This window comes from Tardiphaga sp. 42S5, from assembly GCF_034044155.1.
Lineage (GTDB): Bacteria > Pseudomonadota > Alphaproteobacteria > Rhizobiales > Xanthobacteraceae > Tardiphaga > Tardiphaga robiniae.
Genome location: NZ_CP139027.1, coordinates 5,140,700 through 5,161,995, shown reverse-complemented (window position 1 = coordinate 5,161,995; position 21,296 = coordinate 5,140,700). Strand labels below are relative to the sequence as shown.

Here is a 21,296-nt window from a genome sequence, read left to right as displayed (position 1 = left end):
CCGACCTCCGCCAGCGCAGTATTCCGGCGAGATGGTGGCTCACGCAGCAGCTTCATCAGTACAATCTCGCAAGCCTATCGAACAGCGCGAGGTTGAGGCGCTTCAGATTGTTGTCCACCGGCTCCGGCTGGGATGAGAATTTTGCGACGACCATTTCGGCGCGTGGATTCACATAGAGATATTGCCCGTGAATGCCGAGTGCGAAGAAAGCGCCGCTTGCGTTGCCGGTCTGGTACCATTTGTTGCGATAGCGGCCTTCAGGCAGCCATTCGACGAATTTGCCCGCACGCCAGGCCTCGGCGGAGCCGTTCGTGATCGTATCCGACACCCAATCCTGTGCGACGATCCGGCGGCCGTTGGCGATGCCGCCCTGCCGCATCATCTCGCCGATGCGGGCGAAGTCGCGCGGGGTCATGCAGAAGCCGCCGCCGGTCCGGGCGCTGCCGATCGCATCGACCGTAATATAGGCATCCTGCCGCGCCCCGAGTGGCTGCCACAAACGCGCGGCGGCAAAGTCCGCGAAACGCTGGCCCGAGGCGTGTTCGATCACCAGACCCAGCACGTCGGAATTCGGCGAGCAGTAGTGAAAGGGACCCCCATGATCGCCGGGGCCCTTTTGCAGCGTAGCGAGGAAAGCGATCAGTGAGTCCGGAGTATCTCCCGGCACCGAAGGCTCGAGCAGGCCGGCGCGGCGGTACCGCGCGAAATCACCGTGGGGATCCTGATAGGTCTCGTCGAAATCGAGGCTGACCCGCATGTCGAGGACATCGCGTATCCGCGCATCTGCAAAAGCGGAGGATTTGAGTTCGGGAACGTAGTGCGCGACGGGCTCGTCGAAATCGATCAGGTCGTCGCTGTATAAAATTCCCGCGACTATCGATGTCACCGACTTGCTCGCGGAGAACAGAATGTGCCGCGATTGCGCCGTGAAATTCGGCGCATGGTAATCCGCAACAACGTGTCCGGATTTCATCACGACGAGCGCGTCGGTCGACGTTCTGCGTAGAACATCCAAGACACCAGCCGTTTCTCCACCGACAGCGAATGTCTGCCTGAGCAAGTCTCCGGGATCGACGGGTGGATCCTCGATCAGTCCCGGCGTCGCTGCGATGCGTGCCGTTGGAATGAGTTCGGACACGTGACGAAACGCCCAGACGTTCCAGGGCGCCTGACGCCAGTTATCGAGTCGAACGTCGCTTCGCGTGAAGCCGTAGTCGGCTTCGAAAGCCGAGGGCTGTCCCTTGCTCGTCATGACGCAATCTTCTCGCATTCGGTGGGCTGAACGGCGCCGCCGAGCCAGCAGCCGTTGAGATCGCCGTCGTCGAAGCTGAAGCGCACCTTGATCGCGGAGGGGCGATTCATGGCGCGTCCCTGGCGAATGGTGATTTGGCGTTCCGACGTGTCCACCATCCGGTTCGCGAGGAGACCGAATGACAAAGCGGAGGCCGCGATGCCCGTCGCGGCATCTTCCGGATATCCCGACGAGCTCGGAAATTGGCGGGCATCGACGATCTGATCGTCCCGGTCGGACACGGCGTAAGGATAGAGGCCGGTGGAGTTGATGCTGTTGCACAGGCGCTCCATCCTCGAGAAGTCAGGCTTCAGGCCGTCGAGGATGGACACGCTCTTCAACGGAATGAGGGTCTTGACCCGGCTGGTGCGTGCATTCTGGATCGGGAACGGCGCGAGGCAGTCGGAGCCGATACCGAGGACGTCGAGAATGTCGTTGGTGCTTTGGCCTGCATCGGGAAGCGGCTCGACGATCCCTGCAGGCTGCGAGACCTCGACCGAGATATCCTGTTCGTCTGATTGGCTGATCCGCGCATGGACGCGGCCGCTCTTTGTCAGGATGATGATCCGATCGCGCTGCAGCCGGCCGAGCCGTTGAAGCAGCCATGTCGCGCCGACGGTGGCGTGTCCGCACATTGACATCTCATGATTGGGCACCCAGAAGCGAAACTCGAAATCGCAGTCGGAGTCCGGTGGAGGCGGCAATACAAATCCGCTTTCGTGCCCGTAGGCGCGCGCGACCTGCTGCATCTCCGCATCATTCATGCCGGCAGCGTCGATCACGATCGGGGCGGGATTGCCGCCCTGCGGGCCTGCCGCAAAGACACTGACAAATCGAACCTGGGGTTCGGCAGACGTCGTGGCCATGTGATGCACTTTCCAACCGGTTTGCGCGTTCGCAATACGCGTCAGCCAATGCTGCGCGGAATTCACCGGCATCAAGCTACGGGGGATGTTGCTGCGGCGCGCGTTCCGGCGGGCCCTAGATTTTGATCGGCCGGGCCATGCGCTTGCGCATCTGGGTCGGCGACTGGCCATCGGCCCGGCGCATCGCATGGGCGAGCGCCGCACCGCTGTCGAAGCCGACGCGGAGCGCGATCTCACCGATCGGGAGATCGGTTGCCTTCAACAGCTCGTTTGCATTGTCGAGGCGGAGACGTTGCTGGAATTCGCCGATCGACGCCCCGGTCCCCGCGCGGAACAGTCGGGTGATGTGACGCCGCGAAACGCCGAACCGTTCTTCCAGGGCGTCGAGCGGAACATCCCGGTCGGCATGAAGGGTGAGATAGTCCCTCAGCTCCGCGACCAACGTCATGCCGTGTTCGCGATGCGAGGCACTGGACACGGCATCGCCGGTAAGAGCCTCGGCGATGCACTGGACGAGCAGGGCAGAGGACAGTCCGTGCCGGACATGGGCATTGCCATAGGCGTGCCTGCCATCCCCGACCAGCAGCGCCTGCAGGGCGCGCAGTCTGTCTGACCGGCGAAACAGCCGGGTCGTTGATGTCCTGCGGCGGAATTCGCTCAGCGAGCCGTTCTCTCTTTCGAGGCGCTTCAGGACCGAGCCTGTTGCGTAGATCGCGACATGGCTATGCGCGCCGATCCCTGCGCGCGTCTCATGCGCGTGGTTCGGCGGAACGATCGCGAACCGGTCCTGCGACAGCCAGCTGCCTTCGCGTCCAGCCTCATGCTTGAGTTCGATCGTCCCGCGGCTCGGCAGGATGAACATCAGGCAATCATGCCAGTGCCACGGCATGGCGTAATCGCCGCGACCGGCGACAGCCGCGTGCTCGTCGTCCGCGGCGATCAGGAGATCTGCGTTTGCCGGATGACGTAGCCGTTCGAATGAACTCAGCATGCTCGGGCCCACATGTGTTGTCGACGAACCTAGCAGGATGCACCCATGCCCGCGAACCCGCGCCCGGTTACTCCGCCGCGATCGCCGCCGGCTTCGGGCGTTTCTTCACGCGCTTGATGGTGCCCGAGAAGGTCAGGAGCGAACGTTCGCCGGCTTTCAGGATTCCGCGCAGGAAGATCAATGAGCCGCCGATCCGGGTCATTTCGCCGTGGCATTCGACCAGCTCGCCTTCGCGGGCGGCATCGAGGAATTCGCAGCCGAACGAGACGGTGATGCCGGGGCCCTGCAACTCGCGGGAGGCCAGCGCAAACAGGCAGTAATCGGCAAAGGTCATGAAGCAGCCGCCATGAACGTTTTTCATGCCGTTGAGGTGCTTTTTCTCGACCCGGAAGGCGCAGCGGACGGAGCCGTCGGCCTCGACCTTGTGCCAGAACGGGCCGGAGACCGATTCGAAGGAATCCCGCTTCCAGGTCGTCCAGCCCGCAAATTCCCCCTCCGTCGCGGTATAGGCGTCGGCGTGGAACGGGATGGTGGCATCGGCGGGCACATTCACGGTCTGAACTCCTTGGATTGGCTGCGAAAAGTGTTAAATCCGATCCATCCGGCGGGCGCAATCCGGCGCCGGCGCAGGGCCTTATGCAGGCTGTTTTTCGAGCAGCACGGGCATTGCCCGGGCAAAGCTTGGGACATGCGGGGAACGGGCCGGAATAGGCCTTTTCCGCATGCTCCGATCTCCCTATGAAGAAGCCTTACAGAGCCAAGAGACCCCATGACCGAGCCAAAGATCACTCCCGAACTCGTCGCCAGCCACGGCCTCAAGCCCGACGAGTATGAGCGCATTCTCAAGCTGATCGGGCGGGAGCCGACTTTCACCGAGCTCGGCATCTTCTCGGCCATGTGGAACGAGCACTGCTCGTACAAATCCTCGCGCATCCATCTGAAGGGGCTGCCGACCAAGGCGCCATGGGTGCTGCAGGGGCCGGGCGAGAATGCCGGCGTCATCGATATCGGTGACAATCAGGCCATTGTGTTCAAGATGGAGAGCCATAACCATCCGTCCTATATCGAGCCCTATCAGGGCGCGACCACGGGTGTCGGCGGTATCCTGCGCGACGTCTTCACCATGGGCGCACGTCCGATCGCCTGCCTGAACGCGCTGTCGTTCGGTGCGCCGGAACATCCGAAGACCCGCCATCTCGTGTCGGGCGTCGTCGCCGGTGTCGGCGGCTACGGCAATTCGTTCGGCGTGCCCACCGTCGGCGGCCAGACGCGTTTCCACACCCGCTATGACGGCAACAACCTCGTCAACGCGATGGCCGTCGGTCTCGCCGACGCGGACAAGATCTTCCTTGCGGCGGCTTCCGGCGTGAACATGCCGATTGTCTATCTCGGTTCGAAGACCGGCCGCGACGGCATTCATGGCGCATCGATGGCCTCGGCCGAATTCGACGAGGATTCCGAGGAGAAGCGTCCGACCGTGCAGGTCGGCGATCCCTTCGCCGAAAAACTGCTGCTGGAAGCCTGCCTCGAAATCATGGCTGCGGATTGCGTGATCGCGATCCAGGATATGGGTGCTGCGGGTCTGACCTGTTCGGCGGTCGAGATGGGCGCCAAGGGCGACCTCGGCGTTGAGCTCAATCTCGACGCGGTGCCGACGCGCGAAGAGGGTATGACCGCTTACGAGATGATGCTGTCGGAGAGCCAGGAGCGCATGCTCATGGTGCTGAAGCCCGAGAAGGAAAAGCAGGCCGAGGATATCTTCCGGAAGTGGGGACTCGACTTCGCCATTGTCGGCTACACCACGCCGACGCTGCGCTTCGTCGTGAAGCATGGCGGCAAGGTGATGGCCGATCTGCCGATCAAGGAACTCGGCGACGAAGCGCCGTTGTATGACCGTCCGCATATGCCGTCGCCGATACTGCCTGTCGTGCATGCGCGCGATATCGCCGCGCCGTCGTCGATCCCGGATGCGCTGGAGAAGCTGATCGGCACGCCCGAGCTGTGCTCGAAGCGCTGGGTGTGGGAGCAGTATGACCACGTCATTCTCGGCAACACCGTGCAGCGCCCCGGTGGCGACGCCGCGGTGGTGCGCATCGAGGATGGCCCCAAGGGTCTTGCGATGTCGGTCGATGTCACGCCGCGCTATTGCGAGGCCGATCCGGTCGAGGGCGGCAAGCAGGCGGTCGCCGAAGCCTGGCGCAATATCACCGCGGTCGGCGGCAGGCCGCTGGCGGTCACCGACAATCTCAACTTCGGCAATCCGGAGCGGCCCGAGATCATGGGCCAGCTCGTCGGCTGCCTGAAGGGCATCGCCGAAGCCTGCATCACGCTGGATTTCCCGATCGTGTCTGGCAACGTCTCGCTCTACAACGAGACCAACGGCCGCGGCATCCTGCCGACCCCGTCGATCGGCGGCGTCGGCGTGCTCGACGATTTCACCAGGTCCGCGACGCTGGCGTTCAAGGCGCCGGGCGAAGCGATCCTGCTGATCGGCGAAACCAAGGGCTGGCTTGGCCAGTCGGTCTATCTGCGCGACATCTGCGGCAAGGAAGAGGGCGCTCCGCCGCCGGTCGATCTTGCCACCGAAAAGCGCAACGGCGACGTGGTCCGCGGCATGATCCATGCCGGCACCGCGACCGCCGTGCATGACATCGCCGATGGCGGCTTGCTGGTGGCGCTCACCGAAATGGCGATGGCCTCCGGCATCGGCGCCAAGCTCGATGCCGCGCCGTCATCGACGGTGCCGCATGCCTGGTGGTTCGGCGAGGATCAGGCGCGTTACATCGTGACTGTCGCGGAAGATCAGTTGCTGACGGTGCTGTCGAAGCTGAAGAATGTTGGCGTGCCCTGCGTGCAGATCGGCAAGACCGGCGGCCACGCGGTGGCCATTGCCGGTGAACGCGCTGTCGATATCAAGGCGCTTTTGCATGCGCATGAAAGCTGGCTGCCGAACTATATGAGCGGCAAGGCGTCGTAAGGCGCTGATCTTTTCCCTCCCCCTTGCGGGGAGGGTGGCCGGCCGAAGGCCGGACGGGTGGGAGTGCCACAAGCGACGGCGTTTGCGGAGACACCCCAACCCCGGCCTATCGGCCGACCCTCCCCACTGCGCTTCGCTTGGGGGGAGGGAGGCCATGAGCGTTCGTGCAACCGCCTCAATAGCTCAGCGTCCGATCGACCAAATTCATCAGCGGCGTGCCGCTTTCCGCGCGTGCGATATTCTCGGCGATGTTTTCGGCGGCCGATGCAACACGCGTTGCGGCTGCGACGTGCGGCGAGATCGTGACACCCGGATGCGACCAAAACGGATGGCCTGATGGCACTGGCTCGGTGCGGAAGACATCGAGCGTCGCCTGTGCCACGCGTCCGCTGTCGAGTGCCGCGATCAGCGCATCGTCGTCGATCAGCGTGCCGCGTCCGGCATTGATGATGAAGCTGCCCTTCGGCAGCAGCGCCAGTCTCTCCGCATTCAGGAGATCGATCGTCTCCGGCGTCTGGGGCAGGAGGCCGATGAGGATTTCCGCCGAAGCCAGCGCTTGCGGCAGGCTCTCCGTTCCTGCGAGACAGCGGACGCCCGGCACCTCGCGCAGGCTTCGACTCCATCCGGTCACGCGAAAACCGAGTTGCACAAGCGCTGTTGCTGCAGCCGATCCCAATTCGCCGAGACCCAGCACTGTCACCGATCGGTCCGTGGCAAGCGGCGGAACATGCTGCGACCATGTCAGAGGTTTTTCACAGACGTAGCGGTCCATCCCGAGATGCAAGCGCAGGGTATGACCGACGACCCATTCGACCATGCCCTGCCGGAGGCCGTCATCGACCATGCGGCACAGCGGCTGCGTCAGCGTCGCGTTGCCGACGATCTTCTCGACACCGGCCCAAAGGCTCAATACGGCGCGCGCATTGCTGAAAGGGGCGAAATCACTGATGGGACCACCGGTCGCGTGGATGATGTAGTCCACGTCCTGATGCGCAATGTCACCCAGGAGACTGGCTCGCGCGTCGATGCTCCGGCGCCGAAGCGCATCCAGAATGGGTTCGCGATAGTCCTCGAACAGCGCCGGCGTGACGTTGAACAGAAGATTGATCGCCTTGTCGCCGTTGCGCGCGCGCATGCTGGTCTCCTGCAGATCGTCGTTCATGTTGGAAGGCGGAAAGGACGGTGTGACGAAGCTACAGCACCCGCTTCACGCCTGGGATCGCCCGCAGCGCCCTTGTCGCTGCCCAGCTTGCCGCCAGCGTGCCCGCGAAGGCGATGAAGGCTTTCGAGCCCGCACCGAGCGGCGCATTAAGCAGCGCATATTGCAGCCACAGCATCGGGATGTAGTGCAGCACGAAGATGCCATAGGCATCGCCGCGCAGCGGGTCGAAGATGCTCTTCTCGCGCTGGCCAAAACGCAGGAACAGCGCCAGCACCGCGAGGCAGATCAGCGTGCAGGCGACCGCGTAGATCACGCCATAGCTCGACTGCCACCAGAACGGCGGCGCGCCGGTGAGATTGGCGAGCTTCATGCGGCGGAAATTGACGAGAAAAGCGAGCGAGCCAAAGGAGGCAGCGGCGGCGATGGTCCACCACAGCCATTGCCGGGCCAGTGCGCCGGTGCGGGCCAGCAGGCCCTGGTCGATATTGGCGGCGCCGATGCCCATGCCGGCGAAGAAGAACACGCCATAGATCGCCATGCGGCTGAACTGCACCTGCAGCGGGCCCCAGCTGAACCAGCGGACAGCGCCGACCGTAAACAGGAACGGTACATAGGAGATCACAGCGATGACGGCGAGCACGGCGGCGAACAACCACGGTCGTTCGAAGGCACGGATCGACAGCCGGTTGATGCCGTCCACCAGTCGCGGCGCGAGCAGGAAGACCGGGATCGCGACGAGATCGAGAAACAGCAGATACCAGATGAACCAGCCGGGGCCGGCGAACCATTGGCCTTGTTTGAAATTGTTGACGTAGAATTCGACAAAGCCGGTCTTGTGCGTCGACAGGCTGAACGACGCGTAATAGGCGATCGGCATCAGCACGAAGATCATTGCCAGGAACGGCAGGCCGAGGCGCAGCGCGCGGTCGCGCAGGAAGTCGGCGATGCCCTTGCGCTTCAGGCTCGGCCACACGAACAGGCCCGACAGCATGAACATCAGACACATGAAGAAAGTGTCGTTGAACAGCGTCAGGATGTTGAAGCCGATCCAGCGCTGGCTGTCGACGATCGGCGCGGTCGACCACAAATAGTGGTTCGGGTAATAGCGCCCGAAGGCGGTGTAAGCGACTGCGGCGTGGTTCGCCAGCACGAGCAGCGTGACAAAGGTGCGGGCGCGATCGAGCGCAGCGTTACGGTCTGACATGTGAACGGCGAGCCCCCTCGCTTCCGCGCGCAACAGGCGTCGCCGGGCGCATCAGTGATGCGCGCCGTCATGATAAATGTCGAAAGCCGCTTCGGCAATCAGCCGAGGATCACGCAGGCACTTCCTCGATTTTCACCTTGTCTGGATAAAATGCCAGATAATCCTTGATCTCGGCCATCGCCGGAAATGGCGTCTCGTAGGTCCAGATCGCGTTGTCGAGAACCTTCTCGCCGGTCTTGATGCTGTAATAATTCGCGTCGCCCTTGTACGGGCAATGCGTCACACGGTCGGTGCGCGCTACCGCGTCCATATTGGCGTCCGCGCGGGGGATATACAGCACTGCGGGGTAGCTGGCCTCCTTGAGGCTCAGGGCATTGGTCGTGTCGGCGATCACGACGCCCCCGGCAGAAACACGGATGTGTTTGCCGGCGGGCGCAATGGTGATCGGGTGGTCCGGGCCGGGAAGCTTCATGGTTAAACCCTTGTGATGGTCATATTTCACTTCTTCAGATGTGCGATCCCTCCGGCCTTTAAAAGGGGCATACGAGGGATTATCGTTAGAAAGCCGTGACGTCATGCGGCAGCCGCGATAGGCTCGCAATCCGAGGCGGCACCGACTGGCCGCGATTCGAACCTTTCTGGAGACCCGATTAATGCCGATGGACGCCCGCGATATCGAGACCATGATCAAGGCCGCGATTCCCGACGCGCAGGTGACGATCCGTGATCTGGCCGGTGACGGCGACCATTACGCGGCAACCGTGATTTCGGAATCCTTCCGCGGCAAATCCCGCGTCGCCCAGCACCAGATTGTCTATCAGTCGCTGAAAGGCCAGATGGGCGGTGTCCTGCACGCGCTGGCGCTGCAGACGGGTGTGCCAGAGGCGTAAAGCTCAGTCCTCATGGTGAGGAGGCGCCATTTGGCGCCGTCTCGAACCATGAGTTGTGGGCACCCAAGCGTGCCGCCATCCTTCGAGACGCGCGCAAGAGGGCGCTCCTCAGGATGAGGGCTGAGTGTGGAGCAGCCTTTTACCCCACCGCCATCAGCGCATGCACCGAGAAATGCTTGTCCGCGTCGGTCCATGACGCCTTCGGCTCCCAGCCCGAACCGCGGGCCAGCGTCGCAAAACGTTCGATGCTGTATTTGTAGCTGCTCTCGGTGTGGATGCTCTCGCCGGCACGGAACGCGAAGCTGCGACCGAGCACATGCACGGTCTGCGGCTTCCTGGCGATCAGGTGCATCTCGATGCGGTGACGTTCCTTGTTGTAGATCGCGCGATGGGTGAAGGCGGAGAGATCGAAATCGCCGCCCAGTTCGCGGTTGATGCGCACCAGCACATTCATGTTGAACTTGCCGGTGACCCCTGCCGCGTCGTTATAGGCGGCGTGCAGCAGCTTCTCGTCCTTCTCCAGATCGATGCCGATCAGCATCAAGGCGTCCTTGCCGAGAATGGCGCGGGCGGAGCGCAGGAAGGCGCAGGCCTCGTGCGGCTCGAAATTGCCGAGGGTCGAGCCCGGGAAGAAGCCGACCTTCGGCATCATCCGGATATCGGCGGGAAGGTCGAAAGGTGCGGTGAAGTCGGCATTCACCGGCAGCACCTTCAGGCCGGGGAAATCCTTGCGCAGCTCGGCTGCCTGCGCCTGCAGGAAGTCGCCTGAGATATCGACCGGCGCATAGGCGCCGACGTCGCATTCATCCAGCAGCAGTCGCACCTTGGTGGTGGCGCCGGCGCCGAATTCGATCAGCGCGGCATTCTTCGGAATGATCGCGTTGATGTCCTTGCCACGCGACTTCAGAATGCCGAGCTCGGTGCGGGTCGGGTAATATTCCGGCAGTTTGGTGATCTGTTCGAACAGCTCCGAGCCGGCTTCGTCATAGAAGTATTTCGGCGACAGCTTTTTCGGATGCTGCGACAGCGCTTCGGCGACATCCGCGGCAAATGCGGACGCGGAGGCATTCAGCAGCGACAGTGCCAACGGGGCATGAACGTTCATGTCAGTCTCCTCAACGCTTTCGAGGCGCCGTGATGATGTTGGAAGTCAGTTGCTGTAATCGGCCAGCCGCAGGCCCGTGAATTGCCAGCGATGGTGGGGATAGAAGAAATTGCGGTAGGTGACGCGGCTGTGATCGTCCGGTGTTGCCAGCGACGAGCCGCGTAGCACCAGCTGATTGATCATGAACTTGCCGTTGTATTCGCCGAGCGCGCCTTCGATGGCGCGGTAGCCTGGATAGGCCGAGTAGGATGAGCGCGTCCATTGCCAGACGATGCCGAAGGCGTCGTTGAGCTGGCCGGCGCGGGCGGCAACTTCCCATTCCATTTCGGTGGGCAGATGCTTGCCGCTCCAGCGCGCAAAGGCGTCACATTCGTAATAGCTGACGTGGCACACCGGCGCGTCGAGATCGATCGGCTGCAGGCCGGCGAGGGTCATGATCTGCCATTCGCCATTGACCTTGCGCCAGTGGCCGGGTGCTTGCCATTCCTCGCGGGCGGCGGCGGCGAAGCCATCCATCAGCCACAGCGTCGCTTCGTCGTAACCGCCGGCCTCCATGAAGGCGAGCCATTCGCGGTTGGTGACGAGATTGCGTGCGAGCTTCACGGGACCGACAAGCGCGCGATGCGCGGGCTTCTCGTTGTCGAAGTGGAAGCTGTCGCTCTGGTGGCCGATGGTATGGATGCCTTCGGTCAACGTCGTCCATGCTTCGCCCGATGTGGTCGATGGCGGGAGGCGCCAGTCGGCATCATAGGCCGGCGGGATCGGGTTCTGCGCGAAGGCATGCAGGATGTCGGTCAGCATCAGTTCCTGATGCTGCTGCTCGTGATTGAAGCCGACTTCGAGCAACGGGATCAGCGAAGTCAGTTTCTCGTCTGAGGTCTCGTTGAAGAATTTGATGACGGCCGCATCGACATGCTTGCGATAGGCAGTGACCTCGTCGGCGCCGGGCCGGGTGAGGTGCCCGCGCTGGGCGCGGGCATGGCGCGGGCCGGCGGAGACGTAATAGGAATTGAACAGATAGGCGTAGTCGGGGTGGTAGACCTTGTAGCCGGGGGCGTGATCGCCGAGCAGGAATTGCTCCCAGAACCAGGTCACATGGGCGCGGTGCCACTTCGCCGGGCTGGCGTCGGGCATCGACTGCACCAACTGGTCTTCCGGGGAGAGCGGGGCGGCGCGGCGTTCGGTTTCGTTGCGGACCGTCAGGAAGGCGTCGCCCAGTCTTTGGGCTAGTGCGCCTGCGGGGGCGGATTCGGAGGCAGGGGACGCGGTGCCTGAACTCATGCCTGAACTCATGCCTGAACTCATGCCTGAACTCTTGGCGAAAGCTGGATTCGTCACGAAAGTCTCCGATTTTGGAGAGAACGTTGCTCTTGGTGATGGGTTCCCGAGCAGCCTGTCCTAAATAGGTCATCCGATTGGTTATAAAAGGCCTGTCGTCATATGATCTTTGGCCGGACCGGACTTGGCAAAAACTGCGGAAAAGTGACCGTGGCGGGCCGGCAATAAGCCCCAATGCCTGTGATTTCAGGCTCTTGATCACGTCCATAAGACTTGGGGTGCGGAACGGATTCGGCTACATATATGACAAGTCTGACCGGGCGAGCGCCCGATGGCTGGGCCGCCAACTCCAGACCTTGAATCTGGACCTTGAACAGGGACGTGACATGAGCATTGAGCAATTCATCGAGAACGAAGTGAAGACCAACGACGTGGTGCTGTTCATGAAGGGCACGCCGCAATTTCCGCAGTGCGGTTTCTCGGGCCAGGTGGTCCAGATCCTCGATCACGTGGGCGTCGGCTACAAGGGCCTCAACGTTCTCGAATCCGCCGATCTGCGCGACGGCATCAAGACCTATTCGAACTGGCCGACCATTCCGCAGCTCTATGTGAAGGGCGAATTCGTCGGCGGCTGCGACATCATCCGTGAGATGTTCCAGGCCGGCGAGTTGCAGAGCCTGCTGGCCGAGAAGGGCGTGATTGCCGCCCCGGCTTCAGCCTGATTTCAAGTCGACAAATAGGCACGGCGACGTTCGACGTCGTCGTGGCCGACATCACGACTCTCCGCGTTGACGCCATCGTCAACGCGGCCAATGCGTCGCTTCTCGGAGGCGGCGGCGTGGACGGTGCCATCCATCGGGCTGCCGGGCCCGACTTGCTCGCCGAATGCCGCACCCTCAGGGGTTGCGAGACCGGCGACGCCAAAATCACCAAAGGTTATGAATTACCGGCCACGCATGTGATCCATGCGGTCGGTCCGGTCTGGCATGGTGGCCGGAGCGGCGAGGATGAGGCGCTGGCGTCCTGCTACCGGCGGGCGCTGATGTTGTGTCAGGCACATGGCCTGGCCTCCGTTGCGTTTCCGGCCATCTCCACCGGTGTCTATGGTTTTCCCGCGGCGCGTGCGGCTCCCATCGCCGTCGGCTCAGTCATCCAGACGCTGAAAGACGCACCGGTGGTCTCTATCGTCACCTTCTGCTGCTTTTCCGAGCCATCGGCGGACCTGCATCGCCTCGCGCTCACACGCGCACTTCCCCTTGTTTGAGAACGCCCCGCCGTTACACTCCTCTGATCAGGCAAAAGGAGCGGCGATGAATTTGCGGCACAGACTACGCGCGCTGCTCTGCGGAGCGCTGTTGCTCGCCGGATCGCCCGTCCTCGCCCAGGATCGCTTTGCTGCCGAAGGCACCTTCGACATTCCCGCCGGTGCCAAATTCTCGCAGGAGAAGCTGGCCAAGATCGGCGAATTCTTCCGCAAGCAGATCGCCGACGGCAAGATTCCCGGCGCCATCGTGCTGATCCAGCAGCATGGCAAGCCGGTCTACAAGGAATTCTTCGGCGTCCGCGATCCCGACACCAAGCAGCCGATGACCGATGATACGATCTTCCGGCTGCATTCCATGTCGAAGCCGATCACGTCCTTTGCGGCGATGATGCTGATCGATCAGGGCAAGCTGAAACTCGACGATCCCGTCTCGCAATACATTCCGTCTTTCGCCAAGGCCAAGGTCGGCGTCGAGAAGAAGCTGGAGAATGGCGAGAAGGCGCTGGACATCGTGGCGCCCAACCGCCCGGTGACGATCCGCGACCTGCTGCTGCACACGTCCGGCATCACTTACGGTTTCTATGGCGAGAGCCTGGTCCGCCGCGCCTATGGCAATGCCGATATCTACAGCGGCGATTTCGACAACAAGGAATTCGCCGACCGCATCGCGCAACTGCCGCTGGAGCACCAGCCCGGCACCATGTGGGACTACGGCCATTCCACCGACATTCTCGGCCGCGTGATCGAAGTCGTCACCGGCAAGTCGCTGCTCGGTTACGAGGAGCAGGCGTTCCTCGGGCCGCTCGGCATGAAGGACACCGGCTTCTTCGTGAAGGAGAAGTCGAAGGAGGTCATGCTCGCCAAGCCGATGGCCTGGGACCGCGATTTCCGCACCGGACGACAGGGCCGACCCGATACCTATCAGAAATGGGAGTCCGGCAGCGGCGGCATGGTCTCGACACTGGCTGATTACACGAAGTTCGCGCAGATGCTGCTGAACGGCGGCGAATATGACGGCAAACGCTTCATGAGCGCGGCCACGTTCAAGGATATGACCACCGATCACATCGGCAAGGACTCCGGCGTCGCGCGCGATTATCTGTATTTCCCTGGCGACGGTTTCGGCTTCGGCTATGGCTTCGCCGTGCGTACCGATGCCGGCAATGCCAAGCCGCCGCCGCCGGGATCGCTCGGCGAGCTGAAATGGGACGGCGCCAGCGGTTGCTATTTCATCATCGATCCCAAACAGGATTTTTTCTTCATCCTGCTCGAGCAGACGCCGTCGGAGCGACAGCGCATTCAAAGGTCTTTGAAGCTGTTGGTCTATGAAGCGCTGGAGAAATAGGCGCGCCGTACTCCTGCTGCTGACGCTCTGCTGCGTCGGCACCGTTATCGCGCCTTCACCGCCGGCCCGGGCCGAAAAACCGCAATCCATCGCGCGCGATTTTTCTGCCGAAAAATTGCTGGCGCTCGATCGCTACTTTCTCGACATGGTCGCGGAGCGGAAGATTCCCGGCGCGGTGGTGCTGGTGCAACAGCACGGCAAGCCGGTCTATTTCGATACGTTCGGCAATCTCGACAGCGGGCACCCGATGACGCGGGATGCGATCTTCCGGCTGTATTCGATGTCGAAGCCGATCACCTCGGTAGCCGCGATGATGCTGGTCGAGGATGGCAAGTTGCGCCTCGACGATCCCGTTGCGAAATACATCCCAGCCTTCGCGAAGACGAAGGTGGGCGTCGACACCAACGGGGGCGACGAACACGCCACATTCGGCCTCGTGCCGTTGCAGCGGCCGATCACCATCGCTGATCTGCTCACGCACACATCGGGCATCACTTACGGTTTCTATGGCGACGATCCCGCGCGGAAACGTTATGCGCAGCTCGATATCTTCGGCCGCGACTGGGACAATGCCTCATGGGCCGACCGCATCGCGCAGCTTCCGCTCGCCGAGCAGCCCGGCACGCTGTGGGACTACGGCCATTCCACTGACATCCTCGGCCGCGTCATCGAAGTGGTGTCCGGACAGTCGCTGTCCCATGTCCTCAAGAGCCGGCTGTTCGATCCGCTGGGAATGACAGATACGTCGTTCTACATCACCGACCTGCGGCATCGGGTGCGTGTCGCCGAACCTTTCGCTTCCGATCGCATGGTCGGGCCGGTGATCGGCATGCACGATCCCGCCGAGGTCATGCAATGGGAGGCGGGAGGCTCCGGTCTGGTCGGCACGGCGGCGGATTACGCGCGCTTCCTGCAGATGCTGCTCAATGGCGGCACGCTGGACGGTAAGCGCTATCTCAAACCGGAAACAGTGGCAGAGATGACGCGCGATCACGTCGGGCCTGATAGCGGCGTGAAGCGCGATTACTATTATTTCCCGGGCGCCGGCAGCGGCTTCGGCCTCGGCTTCGCGGTGCGCACGAAGGAGCTCGCGAGCGAGCCCGGCCCGGTCGGCGAATATCGCTGGGACGGTGTTGGCGGCACGTTCTTCTGGGTCGATCCAAAGAACGACATGTTCGTGCTGGTGATGGCGCAGGCACCGTCGCAGCGGGTGCGGATGGAGATCGACGTGCGGAAGATCATCGCCGAGGCGCTGGAGTAAGCGGCAGGGCAGGTCATCGTGGTGCCTGTTCCACATACTCAGTCCTCATCCTGAGGAGCGCGCTCTTGCGCGCGTCTCGAAGGATGGGCCAAATATCTCATGGTTCGAGACGGCGCCAAGCGGCGCCTCCTCATCATGAGGGCCGTCGGGATAAGGCTAAACCGCTCGCACCACGTCCCTGATCAATCCCAGCGTCTCCTCGATCATGTCTGCCGTCACATCCAGATGCGTGCAGGCACGGATGCGGCCGTCCATGGTGGCGAGCAGCACGCCTTTCGTGCGCAAGGCTTTCACCATAGCAGCACCGCTGATGCCTGTGCCCGCGGGATCGAAGAAGACGAGATTGGTCTCCGGCTGCTGAACGGCGATCCCGTCGATCTGGGCCAGTCCGCGCGCCAGCGCGTGCGCATTGGCGTGATCGTCGGCGAGGCGCTCGACGTGATGGTCCAGCGCGTGGATGCAGGCGGCGGCAACGATGCCGGCCTGGCGCATCGAGCCGCCCAATCCCTGCTTCCAGCGCCACACCGCATCAATGTAGTCGCGCGTGCCGGCGAGCACGGCTCCTATCGGCGCGCCGAGCCCCTTACTGAAATCGATCCACACCGAGTCCCAGCCATCGGACATCCTGCTCGCACCGATACCGGTGGCGACACAGGCATTCATCAGTCGCGCGCCATCCATATGCGTGGCAAGGCCGCGGTCACGCGCGATGGTGACGATCGCTTCGAGATCGGATTTCGACCAGATGGTGCCGCCGCCGATATTGGCAGTCTGTTCGACGCTGACCACGGTCTGCGCTGCCTCGTAGCGCGTGCGCGGATGCAATGCGGCGCGCAGCGTATCTGGTATGAACTTGCCATCGGCGCCGTCGAGCCCGGTAATCTGGAAGCCGCCAAGCGCGGCATGGGTGCCGCCCTCGCGCGAGAGGATATGCGCGGTGCGATGCGCGAGGATCTCGTCGCCGGGCCGGCAATGCGCCAGCAGGCCGGCGACATTGCACATGGTACCCGATGGCATGAACACTGCGGCTTCCTTGCCGAGCAGTTCGACGACGCGGTCGCAGAGCGCGTTGACGGTGGGATCGTCGCCGACTTGCTCATCGCCGACATCTGCCGCAGCCATCGCCGCGCGCATCGCGGGCGTGGGCTTCGTCTGTGTGTCCGACAGCAGATTGATGCGAACCGGCGGCTGTGATGGGTCGAGGCGAGCAGGGGTGAAGGGCATGCGAAATCTCTCAGTCGTCATACCCGGGCAAACGCGCGAAGCGCGGCTTCGCTAGACGTCCCGGGCATCCACGTCGTATTTTTTGGCGGAGCTTAAAGGCGTGGATGGCCGGGACAAGCCCGGCCATGACGGCATTCTTGTTTCGGCGATGCTCATTCAGGCGCGCCAACAAAAAAGGCCCCGGAAAATCCGGGGCCTTGATCGCGTCAGCGCTGTCAGAAATTAGCGCGAATAGAATTCGACGATCAGATGCGGTTCCATCTGCACGGCGAAGGGAACGTCCGACAGCTGCGGAATGCGGATGAATTTGGCGGTCATCTTGCTGTGGTCGGTTTCGACGTAATCCGGGGTGTCGCGTTCGCCGAGCTGGCTGGCTTCCAGAACGAAAGCGAGCTGCTTGGAGGATTCCTTGATCTCGATGACGTCGCCGACCTTCACGAGGTAGCTCGCGATGTTGACGCGCTTGCCGTTCACCTTGATGTGGCCGTGGTTGATGAACTGACGGGCCGCAAACATGGTGGCGACGAACTTGGCGCGATACACGACGGTGTCGAGGCGGCGCTCGAGCAGGCCGATCAGGTTTTCACCGGTGTCGCCCTTGAGACGGCCGGCTTCCACATAGATGGAGTGGAACTGGCGCTCGGAGATGTTGGCGTAATAGCCCTTCAGCTTCTGCTTGGCGCGCAGCTGCGTGCCGAAGTCGGAGAGCTTGCCCTTGCGGCGCTGGCCGTGCTGGCCGGGGCCGTATTCACGCTTGTTGACGGGAGACTTGGGACGACCCCAAATGTTCTGGCCCATGCGGCGGTCGATTTTATACTTGGCTTCACTGCGCTTTGTCATCGCGTCCTCGATTGAGATAGGGAGATGTGAGGAGACGCGCCCTCCTGTGCACCTGGATAATCCATTTCAGGATAATCTTGGGCTGACAGGTTCATTCCCAAAGCTGGGAGGAGAACCACGGGTCGCGAAACGCTTCGCGGGCCGAAAACGGCCCGCAAGCAGGCGGTTTCTAGGGGGAGGGAGCCGTTATGTCAATTGAAAGCCGATTTCCCGAAAATCGCAGCACAGGCCGCCAATTTGACGTGAAATTACAGCAAAACAACTTGCCGTGCGGATCGTTCTTCGTCTGTTCGAGGTCCGCGTACGTTGACAAGGTGTGAGCGACACGTGCGGCGGCCGGAGATGGCAGGCTCAGGGAATCAGTCCGCTGACTCGATAGGCCGCAATGATCTCATCGAAAACGGAGACGTCGCCACGACTATGGGCGATCAATTGAGCACCTGAAACCGCTGCAAAAATGGCGCGCCCCCGGTGCGCGGTCTCGTCGGGTTTTGCACGTGCGTCCAGCATCAGCACCCGCGCGATCCAGCGCTCATTCATCTCGCCCCACTTGACGACTTCCGATCGAACGTCGTCCGGGAGCTCATTGCGCTCGGCTGACAATATGCCTGCCAGACACATGCGATTGCCGTTTCGCAGCGTGTTGGCGAAAACGTCGGTGTAGCGCGCCATGCATGTCTTGAGATCCAGCCCCTGCGTGAGAAGCTCCTCGAAATATTGAGCAAAGTGCGAGGTGTAGCGACTGGTAATCGCGCTACCCAGCTCGCCCTTCGTCGCGAAATAGTAATGGATGCTGGCGCTCTTGATACCGACGTCCTTCGCCAGTTCGCGAAAGCTGAGGCCGCTATAGCCGAGATCCTGCACGGTCAACCGCGCCGCCTCCATGATCCGTTCTTTCGTATCGGCCGACATCATCATCTCCATTTTCTACCTGACGACAGATAGATGTTGACAGTGTGAAAGGGAAGGCTTATTCACCCTCTCGTGCCTACCTGACGTCAGGTAGAAATTATGGTCTCACCCGTTCATCCTCAGGAAAATCATCTCATGTCAGCCAAGCTTAACCTCTTCACCTCGCCTTCGGCCTTTCCTAACCCGCAGCGTTTGCGCCTCTTCATGCACGAGAAGGGCGTCGCCGATCAGTTCGACGAGCGCATCTACGACATGAGCCCGGTCGGCGAGCAGCGGCAGTGGCCCCATCTGAAGATGAACCCGTGGGGCGAGACGCCGACCCTCAAACTCCCGGATGGCAGCTTCATCGCCGAGACCGACGCGATTGCCCGCTATCTCGACCAGTCGATGCCGGGGCGGAAGATCATGGGGGCAAACGCGCTGGAGCAGGGCCTCGACACCATGTGGGGGAACCGCATCTGGGTGCATATCCTCTACCGGATCGTCACGGCCTTTCATGTGCTGCATCAGGGTCTCGGGCCGAAGCTCGAACTGACCACCAACCATGCCTGGGGCGAACATTGTCGCAAGGAAGCGCTGGCGCATACGGCGCTCGTCAATCAGCATCTGTCCGACGGACGCGATTGGTTACTCGGCGGCGATGCGCCCACTTTCGCGGACATGACGATGGCAGTTGCGATCGCGTTTTCCAAGTTTCCCGTGAACGCAACTCCGCTGGATGAGCGCTTCGAGCACATCGATGCCTTCTGGAAGCGTTGGCAAACCCGACCTGCGTTCCAGGCCGCTTATGCCGATCGCAACAGCGGCGTGCCAGAGATCGACAAGCGCTGACCTCCCAAGGGAGCGGCTTGTTCTCCGGAAAAGCCGCTCCGCCCTGACGCTGTTATCGAAGGCCGTTGCAAAGGCCGAATTGACATCAACTCTCACAAAAGGAAATTACCATGCCCTTCGCACGCATCGACCTGATCCAGGGAAAGACTCCAGAGTACCGCGCCGCCGTGGCCGACATCGTCTACAAGGGCATTGTCGATGTCCTGAAGGCACCGGACGGCGACCGCTTCATCGTTATCAGCGAGCATACTCCTGATAACCTGATCTACGATCCCAACTTTCTCGGGTGGAGCCGGTCGGCCGACTTTCTCCTCATTCAGGTGACCAGCACTGTCGGAAATAACAAGGAGTCGAAGCTTGCCTTCTTTCGCTACATTGCCGACCAGTTGAAAGAGAAGCTGTCCGTTCGCCCCGACGACATCATGATCAACATGGTCTACGTCGATCGCTCGGACTGGTCGTTCGGCAATGGCGAACCCTGGAATTAAAGATTTCAGAGCATCGACGGCAGCTTCGATGCTAGACATCCGAGGCTCGCTGATCGTGCGGGCCTCCGCACGCGGCCTCTAGCCTGCTTGCGACCATGGGGGCTGCCGCCATCTTCGGCGGCGGCGTCAGCTTCTCGCAGGCCGCGATCTGCAACATTGCCGCGCTTGTCGAAGTCCGGAACGTGGCGATCACCGCCTGATCCCCTCGAAACCAGCCATGATTCCGCGCTGGAACAGCGACCAGTCGAATCCCAGCGCCAGCAGCACATAGCCGCGGTCGATCATGGCGTTGCCCATCTCCGCATTGAGCGCTGCACCGCCCAGCGGAACGCCTGATTTGAGGATGCCGGCCTCGGCCCGGGCGACCAGCGCCTGCACCTCGGGATCACCCGGCTGGCCGCGTTTGCCGATGGATGTCGCGAGGTCGCCGACGCCGATCACGGCGATGTCGATGCCCGGCGTGGCCATGATCTCGCCGATCCGGTTCACCGCATCGACATGCTCGATCGTGATCATGCAGATCATGCTGTCGTCGGCGCGCGCCATGTAGTCGGGCATGCCGGTGTTCCAGCGGAATGGCGCGTGGAATGGCCCCCACAGCCGCTCGCCCTGGGTCGGATAGCGCAGACTGCGCGCGGCCTTATACGCATCGTCGGCGCTGTTGATCATCGGGAAGTTGATGCCCATCGCGCCGAAATCCATCGGTGCTTTCGCCAGCCACGGCTCGTTGGCGGCGATCCGCACCAGCGGCGTGCAGGGCGTGCCCGCGGTGGCCATGATCATCCCGTGGGCGGTGTTGAGATCGATCGGGCCGTGTTCGAGATCGACGATGATCCAGTCCAGCGTCTGCGCCATGATGCGTACCGTCTGGATCGACGGGATGGTCGCGATGGCCCCGAAAGTGGGGCGGCCGTCGCGCCATTTCTGCTTGAGATCGTGAAATGGCGCGGGGGTCGTCATGTCTGTCGTCGATCCTTACTTGGCGGCTTCCGCGAGCGGCTTGCCCTTGGTGACGACATAGACGCCGAGGACCTTCATGGGCTTGTCGCCGACGGCCTTGGCATCGTGCACGGCGCCGACGGGGATCTGATAGCTGTCGCCGGCCTTGAGTTTCAGCGGCGGCTTGCCGTCGATCACCAGTTCGAGCTCTCCCTCGAGTACGTAGCCGGTCTCGGCGCCCGGATGGGTGTGGCGACCCGAGGCGCCGCCGGACGGAATCTCGGCAATTGCGGTGACGGTCTCGTAGCCGTCCGGGAATTCGACCTTCTGTAGCGGTGTACGCTTGATGCCTTGTGCGGAGACCGTGCCGATGCCGGCGATGGCCGCAATGGTCAGACCGAGTATCAATTTCTTGAGCATTGTTCTTC

Annotated in this window: 22 protein-coding genes; 8 read left to right on the top strand and 14 right to left on the bottom strand. The window is 62.2% G+C overall.

The window, feature by feature from the left end:
• Positions 1 to 55 precede the first annotated feature (55 nt).
• The 4 genes from SFY93_RS24150 to SFY93_RS24135 all read right to left on the bottom strand — a co-directional run bounded on the left by SFY93_RS24150 (position 56) and on the right by SFY93_RS24135 (position 3,695).
• Positions 56 to 1,252, bottom strand: a complete 1,197-nt coding sequence (locus SFY93_RS24150) for a serine hydrolase domain-containing protein (protein ID WP_320444890.1) — start codon at positions 1,250 to 1,252, stop codon at positions 56 to 58.
• A complete protein-coding gene (locus SFY93_RS24145; protein ID WP_320444889.1) occupies positions 1,249 to 2,157 on the bottom strand; it encodes a PhzF family protein in 909 nt (302 codons plus the stop codon). Before SFY93_RS24145 ends, SFY93_RS24150 begins: the two co-directional genes overlap by 4 nt.
• Positions 2,158 to 2,272: 115 nt before the next feature.
• A complete protein-coding gene (locus tag SFY93_RS24140; RefSeq protein ID WP_320444888.1) occupies positions 2,273 to 3,148 on the bottom strand; it encodes an AraC family transcriptional regulator in 876 nt (291 codons plus the stop codon).
• Positions 3,149 to 3,215: 67 nt separating this feature from the next.
• Positions 3,216 to 3,695 carry a PaaI family thioesterase gene (locus SFY93_RS24135; protein WP_371419948.1) on the bottom strand — a complete coding sequence of 160 codons (480 nt, stop codon included), beginning with the start codon at positions 3,693 to 3,695 and terminating at the stop codon, positions 3,216 to 3,218.
• 222 nt (positions 3,696 to 3,917) lie between these two features.
• On the opposite strand from SFY93_RS24135, the gene purL reads away from it, so the two are divergent.
• Positions 3,918 to 6,125, top strand: a complete 2,208-nt coding sequence (gene purL, locus SFY93_RS24130) for a phosphoribosylformylglycinamidine synthase subunit PurL (RefSeq protein WP_320444887.1) — start codon at positions 3,918 to 3,920, stop codon at positions 6,123 to 6,125.
• A 175-nt stretch (positions 6,126 to 6,300) separates the two neighbouring features.
• On the opposite strand, the gene SFY93_RS24125 is transcribed toward purL, so the two are convergent.
• From SFY93_RS24125 to SFY93_RS24115, 3 genes are all read right to left on the bottom strand, one after another.
• Positions 6,301 to 7,260, bottom strand: a complete 960-nt coding sequence (locus SFY93_RS24125; RefSeq protein WP_320444886.1) for a 2-hydroxyacid dehydrogenase — start codon at positions 7,258 to 7,260, stop codon at positions 6,301 to 6,303.
• 58 nt (positions 7,261 to 7,318) lie between these two features.
• A complete protein-coding gene (locus tag SFY93_RS24120) occupies positions 7,319 to 8,491 on the bottom strand; it encodes an acyltransferase family protein (RefSeq protein ID WP_320444885.1) in 1,173 nt (390 codons plus the stop codon).
• A 109-nt stretch (positions 8,492 to 8,600) separates the two neighbouring features.
• Positions 8,601 to 8,963, bottom strand: coding sequence for a DUF427 domain-containing protein (locus SFY93_RS24115; RefSeq protein ID WP_093756475.1), 363 nt, complete (start codon positions 8,961 to 8,963; stop codon positions 8,601 to 8,603).
• A 181-nt stretch (positions 8,964 to 9,144) separates the two neighbouring features.
• Here SFY93_RS24115 and SFY93_RS24110 point away from each other — a divergent pair, with 181 nt between their 5' ends.
• Positions 9,145 to 9,381: a BolA family protein gene (locus SFY93_RS24110; protein WP_068735968.1), complete on the top strand. Its 237-nt coding sequence runs from the start codon at positions 9,145 to 9,147 to the stop codon at positions 9,379 to 9,381.
• Between the two features lie 139 nt (positions 9,382 to 9,520).
• Here the strand turns inward: SFY93_RS24110 and egtD are convergent, their stop codons facing one another.
• Together egtD and egtB are read right to left on the bottom strand one after the other, a co-directional pair.
• The gene (egtD, locus tag SFY93_RS24105) at positions 9,521 to 10,486 is read right to left on the bottom strand and encodes an L-histidine N(alpha)-methyltransferase (protein ID WP_320444884.1); all 966 of its coding nucleotides are present in this window, start codon (positions 10,484 to 10,486) and stop codon (positions 9,521 to 9,523) included.
• A gap of 45 nt (positions 10,487 to 10,531) precedes the next feature.
• Positions 10,532 to 11,767, bottom strand: coding sequence for an ergothioneine biosynthesis protein EgtB (gene egtB, locus SFY93_RS24100; RefSeq protein WP_320447841.1), 1,236 nt, complete (start codon positions 11,765 to 11,767; stop codon positions 10,532 to 10,534).
• A 383-nt stretch (positions 11,768 to 12,150) separates the two neighbouring features.
• Here egtB and grxD point away from each other — a divergent pair, with 383 nt between their 5' ends.
• The 4 genes from grxD to SFY93_RS24080 are packed head-to-tail and all read left to right on the top strand — an operon-like array spanning position 12,151 to position 15,634.
• On the top strand, positions 12,151 to 12,486 hold the full coding sequence (grxD, locus tag SFY93_RS24095; RefSeq protein ID WP_068736311.1) for a Grx4 family monothiol glutaredoxin: 336 nt from the start codon (positions 12,151 to 12,153) through the stop codon (positions 12,484 to 12,486).
• Positions 12,486 to 13,028, top strand: coding sequence for an O-acetyl-ADP-ribose deacetylase (locus tag SFY93_RS24090; protein WP_320447840.1), 543 nt, complete (start codon positions 12,486 to 12,488; stop codon positions 13,026 to 13,028). The genes grxD and SFY93_RS24090 overlap by 1 nt, the downstream gene beginning before the upstream one ends.
• A 46-nt stretch (positions 13,029 to 13,074) precedes the next feature.
• The gene (locus SFY93_RS24085; RefSeq protein ID WP_320444883.1) at positions 13,075 to 14,373 is read left to right on the top strand and encodes a serine hydrolase domain-containing protein; all 1,299 of its coding nucleotides are present in this window, start codon (positions 13,075 to 13,077) and stop codon (positions 14,371 to 14,373) included.
• Positions 14,354 to 15,634, top strand: a complete 1,281-nt coding sequence (locus tag SFY93_RS24080; protein WP_320444882.1) for a serine hydrolase domain-containing protein — start codon at positions 14,354 to 14,356, stop codon at positions 15,632 to 15,634. The genes SFY93_RS24085 and SFY93_RS24080 overlap by 20 nt, the downstream gene beginning before the upstream one ends.
• Before the next feature lie 156 nt (positions 15,635 to 15,790).
• On the opposite strand, the gene SFY93_RS24075 is transcribed toward SFY93_RS24080, so the two are convergent.
• From SFY93_RS24075 to SFY93_RS24065, 3 genes are all read right to left on the bottom strand, one after another.
• Positions 15,791 to 16,858 carry a threonine aldolase family protein gene (locus tag SFY93_RS24075; RefSeq protein WP_320444881.1) on the bottom strand — a complete coding sequence of 356 codons (1,068 nt, stop codon included), beginning with the start codon at positions 16,856 to 16,858 and terminating at the stop codon, positions 15,791 to 15,793.
• A gap of 222 nt (positions 16,859 to 17,080) precedes the next feature.
• Positions 17,081 to 17,698, bottom strand: coding sequence for a 30S ribosomal protein S4 (gene rpsD / locus SFY93_RS24070; RefSeq protein WP_089265666.1), 618 nt, complete (start codon positions 17,696 to 17,698; stop codon positions 17,081 to 17,083).
• 351 nt (positions 17,699 to 18,049) lie between these two features.
• Positions 18,050 to 18,616: a TetR/AcrR family transcriptional regulator gene (locus tag SFY93_RS24065; protein ID WP_320444880.1), complete on the bottom strand. Its 567-nt coding sequence runs from the start codon at positions 18,614 to 18,616 to the stop codon at positions 18,050 to 18,052.
• Positions 18,617 to 18,745: 129 nt separating this feature from the next.
• Between SFY93_RS24065 and SFY93_RS24060 the strand changes: the two genes are divergently transcribed.
• Together SFY93_RS24060 and SFY93_RS24055 are read left to right on the top strand one after the other, a co-directional pair.
• Positions 18,746 to 19,441 (top strand): glutathione S-transferase family protein, encoded by a 696-nt coding sequence (locus SFY93_RS24060; protein WP_320444879.1) that lies wholly within the window; start codon positions 18,746 to 18,748, stop codon positions 19,439 to 19,441.
• Between the two features lie 110 nt (positions 19,442 to 19,551).
• Positions 19,552 to 19,929 (top strand): tautomerase family protein, encoded by a 378-nt coding sequence (locus tag SFY93_RS24055; protein ID WP_320444878.1) that lies wholly within the window; start codon positions 19,552 to 19,554, stop codon positions 19,927 to 19,929.
• A gap of 189 nt (positions 19,930 to 20,118) precedes the next feature.
• On the opposite strand, the gene SFY93_RS24050 is transcribed toward SFY93_RS24055, so the two are convergent.
• Both SFY93_RS24050 and SFY93_RS24045 read right to left on the bottom strand, forming a co-directional pair.
• Positions 20,119 to 20,889: an HpcH/HpaI aldolase family protein gene (locus SFY93_RS24050; protein WP_320444877.1), complete on the bottom strand. Its 771-nt coding sequence runs from the start codon at positions 20,887 to 20,889 to the stop codon at positions 20,119 to 20,121.
• Positions 20,890 to 20,904: 15 nt separating this feature from the next.
• Complete coding sequence (locus tag SFY93_RS24045; RefSeq protein ID WP_320444876.1) at positions 20,905 to 21,288, bottom strand: cupin domain-containing protein; 384 nt, start codon at positions 21,286 to 21,288, stop codon at positions 20,905 to 20,907.
• Between the last annotated feature and the right edge of the window lie 8 nt (positions 21,289 to 21,296).

Bases quoted from the DNA above. Each gene is read 5' to 3' on its own strand.
- SFY93_RS24150 (WP_320444890.1), bottom strand. From the start codon at position 1,252: ATGACGAGCAAGGGACAGCCCTCGGCTTTCGAAGCCGACTACGGCTTC.
- SFY93_RS24145 (WP_320444889.1), bottom strand. From the start codon at position 2,157: ATGGCCACGACGTCTGCCGAACCCCAGGTTCGATTTGTCAGTGTCTTT.
- SFY93_RS24140 (WP_320444888.1), bottom strand. From the start codon at position 3,148: ATGCTGAGTTCATTCGAACGGCTACGTCATCCGGCAAACGCAGATCTC.
- purL (WP_320444887.1), top strand. From the start codon at position 3,918: ATGACCGAGCCAAAGATCACTCCCGAACTCGTCGCCAGCCACGGCCTC.
- SFY93_RS24125 (WP_320444886.1), bottom strand. From the start codon at position 7,260: ATGCGCGCGCGCAACGGCGACAAGGCGATCAATCTTCTGTTCAACGTC.
- SFY93_RS24120 (WP_320444885.1), bottom strand. From the start codon at position 8,491: ATGTCAGACCGTAACGCTGCGCTCGATCGCGCCCGCACCTTTGTCACG.
- SFY93_RS24115 (WP_093756475.1), bottom strand. From the start codon at position 8,963: ATGAAGCTTCCCGGCCCGGACCACCCGATCACCATTGCGCCCGCCGGC.
- SFY93_RS24110 (WP_068735968.1), top strand. From the start codon at position 9,145: ATGCCGATGGACGCCCGCGATATCGAGACCATGATCAAGGCCGCGATT.
- egtD (WP_320444884.1), bottom strand. From the start codon at position 10,486: ATGAACGTTCATGCCCCGTTGGCACTGTCGCTGCTGAATGCCTCCGCG.
- egtB (WP_320447841.1), bottom strand. From the start codon at position 11,767: ATGAGTTCAGGCACCGCGTCCCCTGCCTCCGAATCCGCCCCCGCAGGC.
- grxD (WP_068736311.1), top strand. From the start codon at position 12,151: ATGAGCATTGAGCAATTCATCGAGAACGAAGTGAAGACCAACGACGTG.
- SFY93_RS24085 (WP_320444883.1), top strand. From the start codon at position 13,075: ATGAATTTGCGGCACAGACTACGCGCGCTGCTCTGCGGAGCGCTGTTG.
- SFY93_RS24080 (WP_320444882.1), top strand. From the start codon at position 14,354: ATGAAGCGCTGGAGAAATAGGCGCGCCGTACTCCTGCTGCTGACGCTC.
- SFY93_RS24075 (WP_320444881.1), bottom strand. From the start codon at position 16,858: ATGCCCTTCACCCCTGCTCGCCTCGACCCATCACAGCCGCCGGTTCGC.
- rpsD (WP_089265666.1), bottom strand. From the start codon at position 17,698: ATGACAAAGCGCAGTGAAGCCAAGTATAAAATCGACCGCCGCATGGGC.
- SFY93_RS24065 (WP_320444880.1), bottom strand. From the start codon at position 18,616: ATGATGATGTCGGCCGATACGAAAGAACGGATCATGGAGGCGGCGCGG.
- SFY93_RS24060 (WP_320444879.1), top strand. From the start codon at position 18,746: ATGTCAGCCAAGCTTAACCTCTTCACCTCGCCTTCGGCCTTTCCTAAC.
- SFY93_RS24055 (WP_320444878.1), top strand. From the start codon at position 19,552: ATGCCCTTCGCACGCATCGACCTGATCCAGGGAAAGACTCCAGAGTAC.
- SFY93_RS24050 (WP_320444877.1), bottom strand. From the start codon at position 20,889: ATGACGACCCCCGCGCCATTTCACGATCTCAAGCAGAAATGGCGCGAC.
- SFY93_RS24045 (WP_320444876.1), bottom strand. From the start codon at position 21,288: ATGCTCAAGAAATTGATACTCGGTCTGACCATTGCGGCCATCGCCGGC.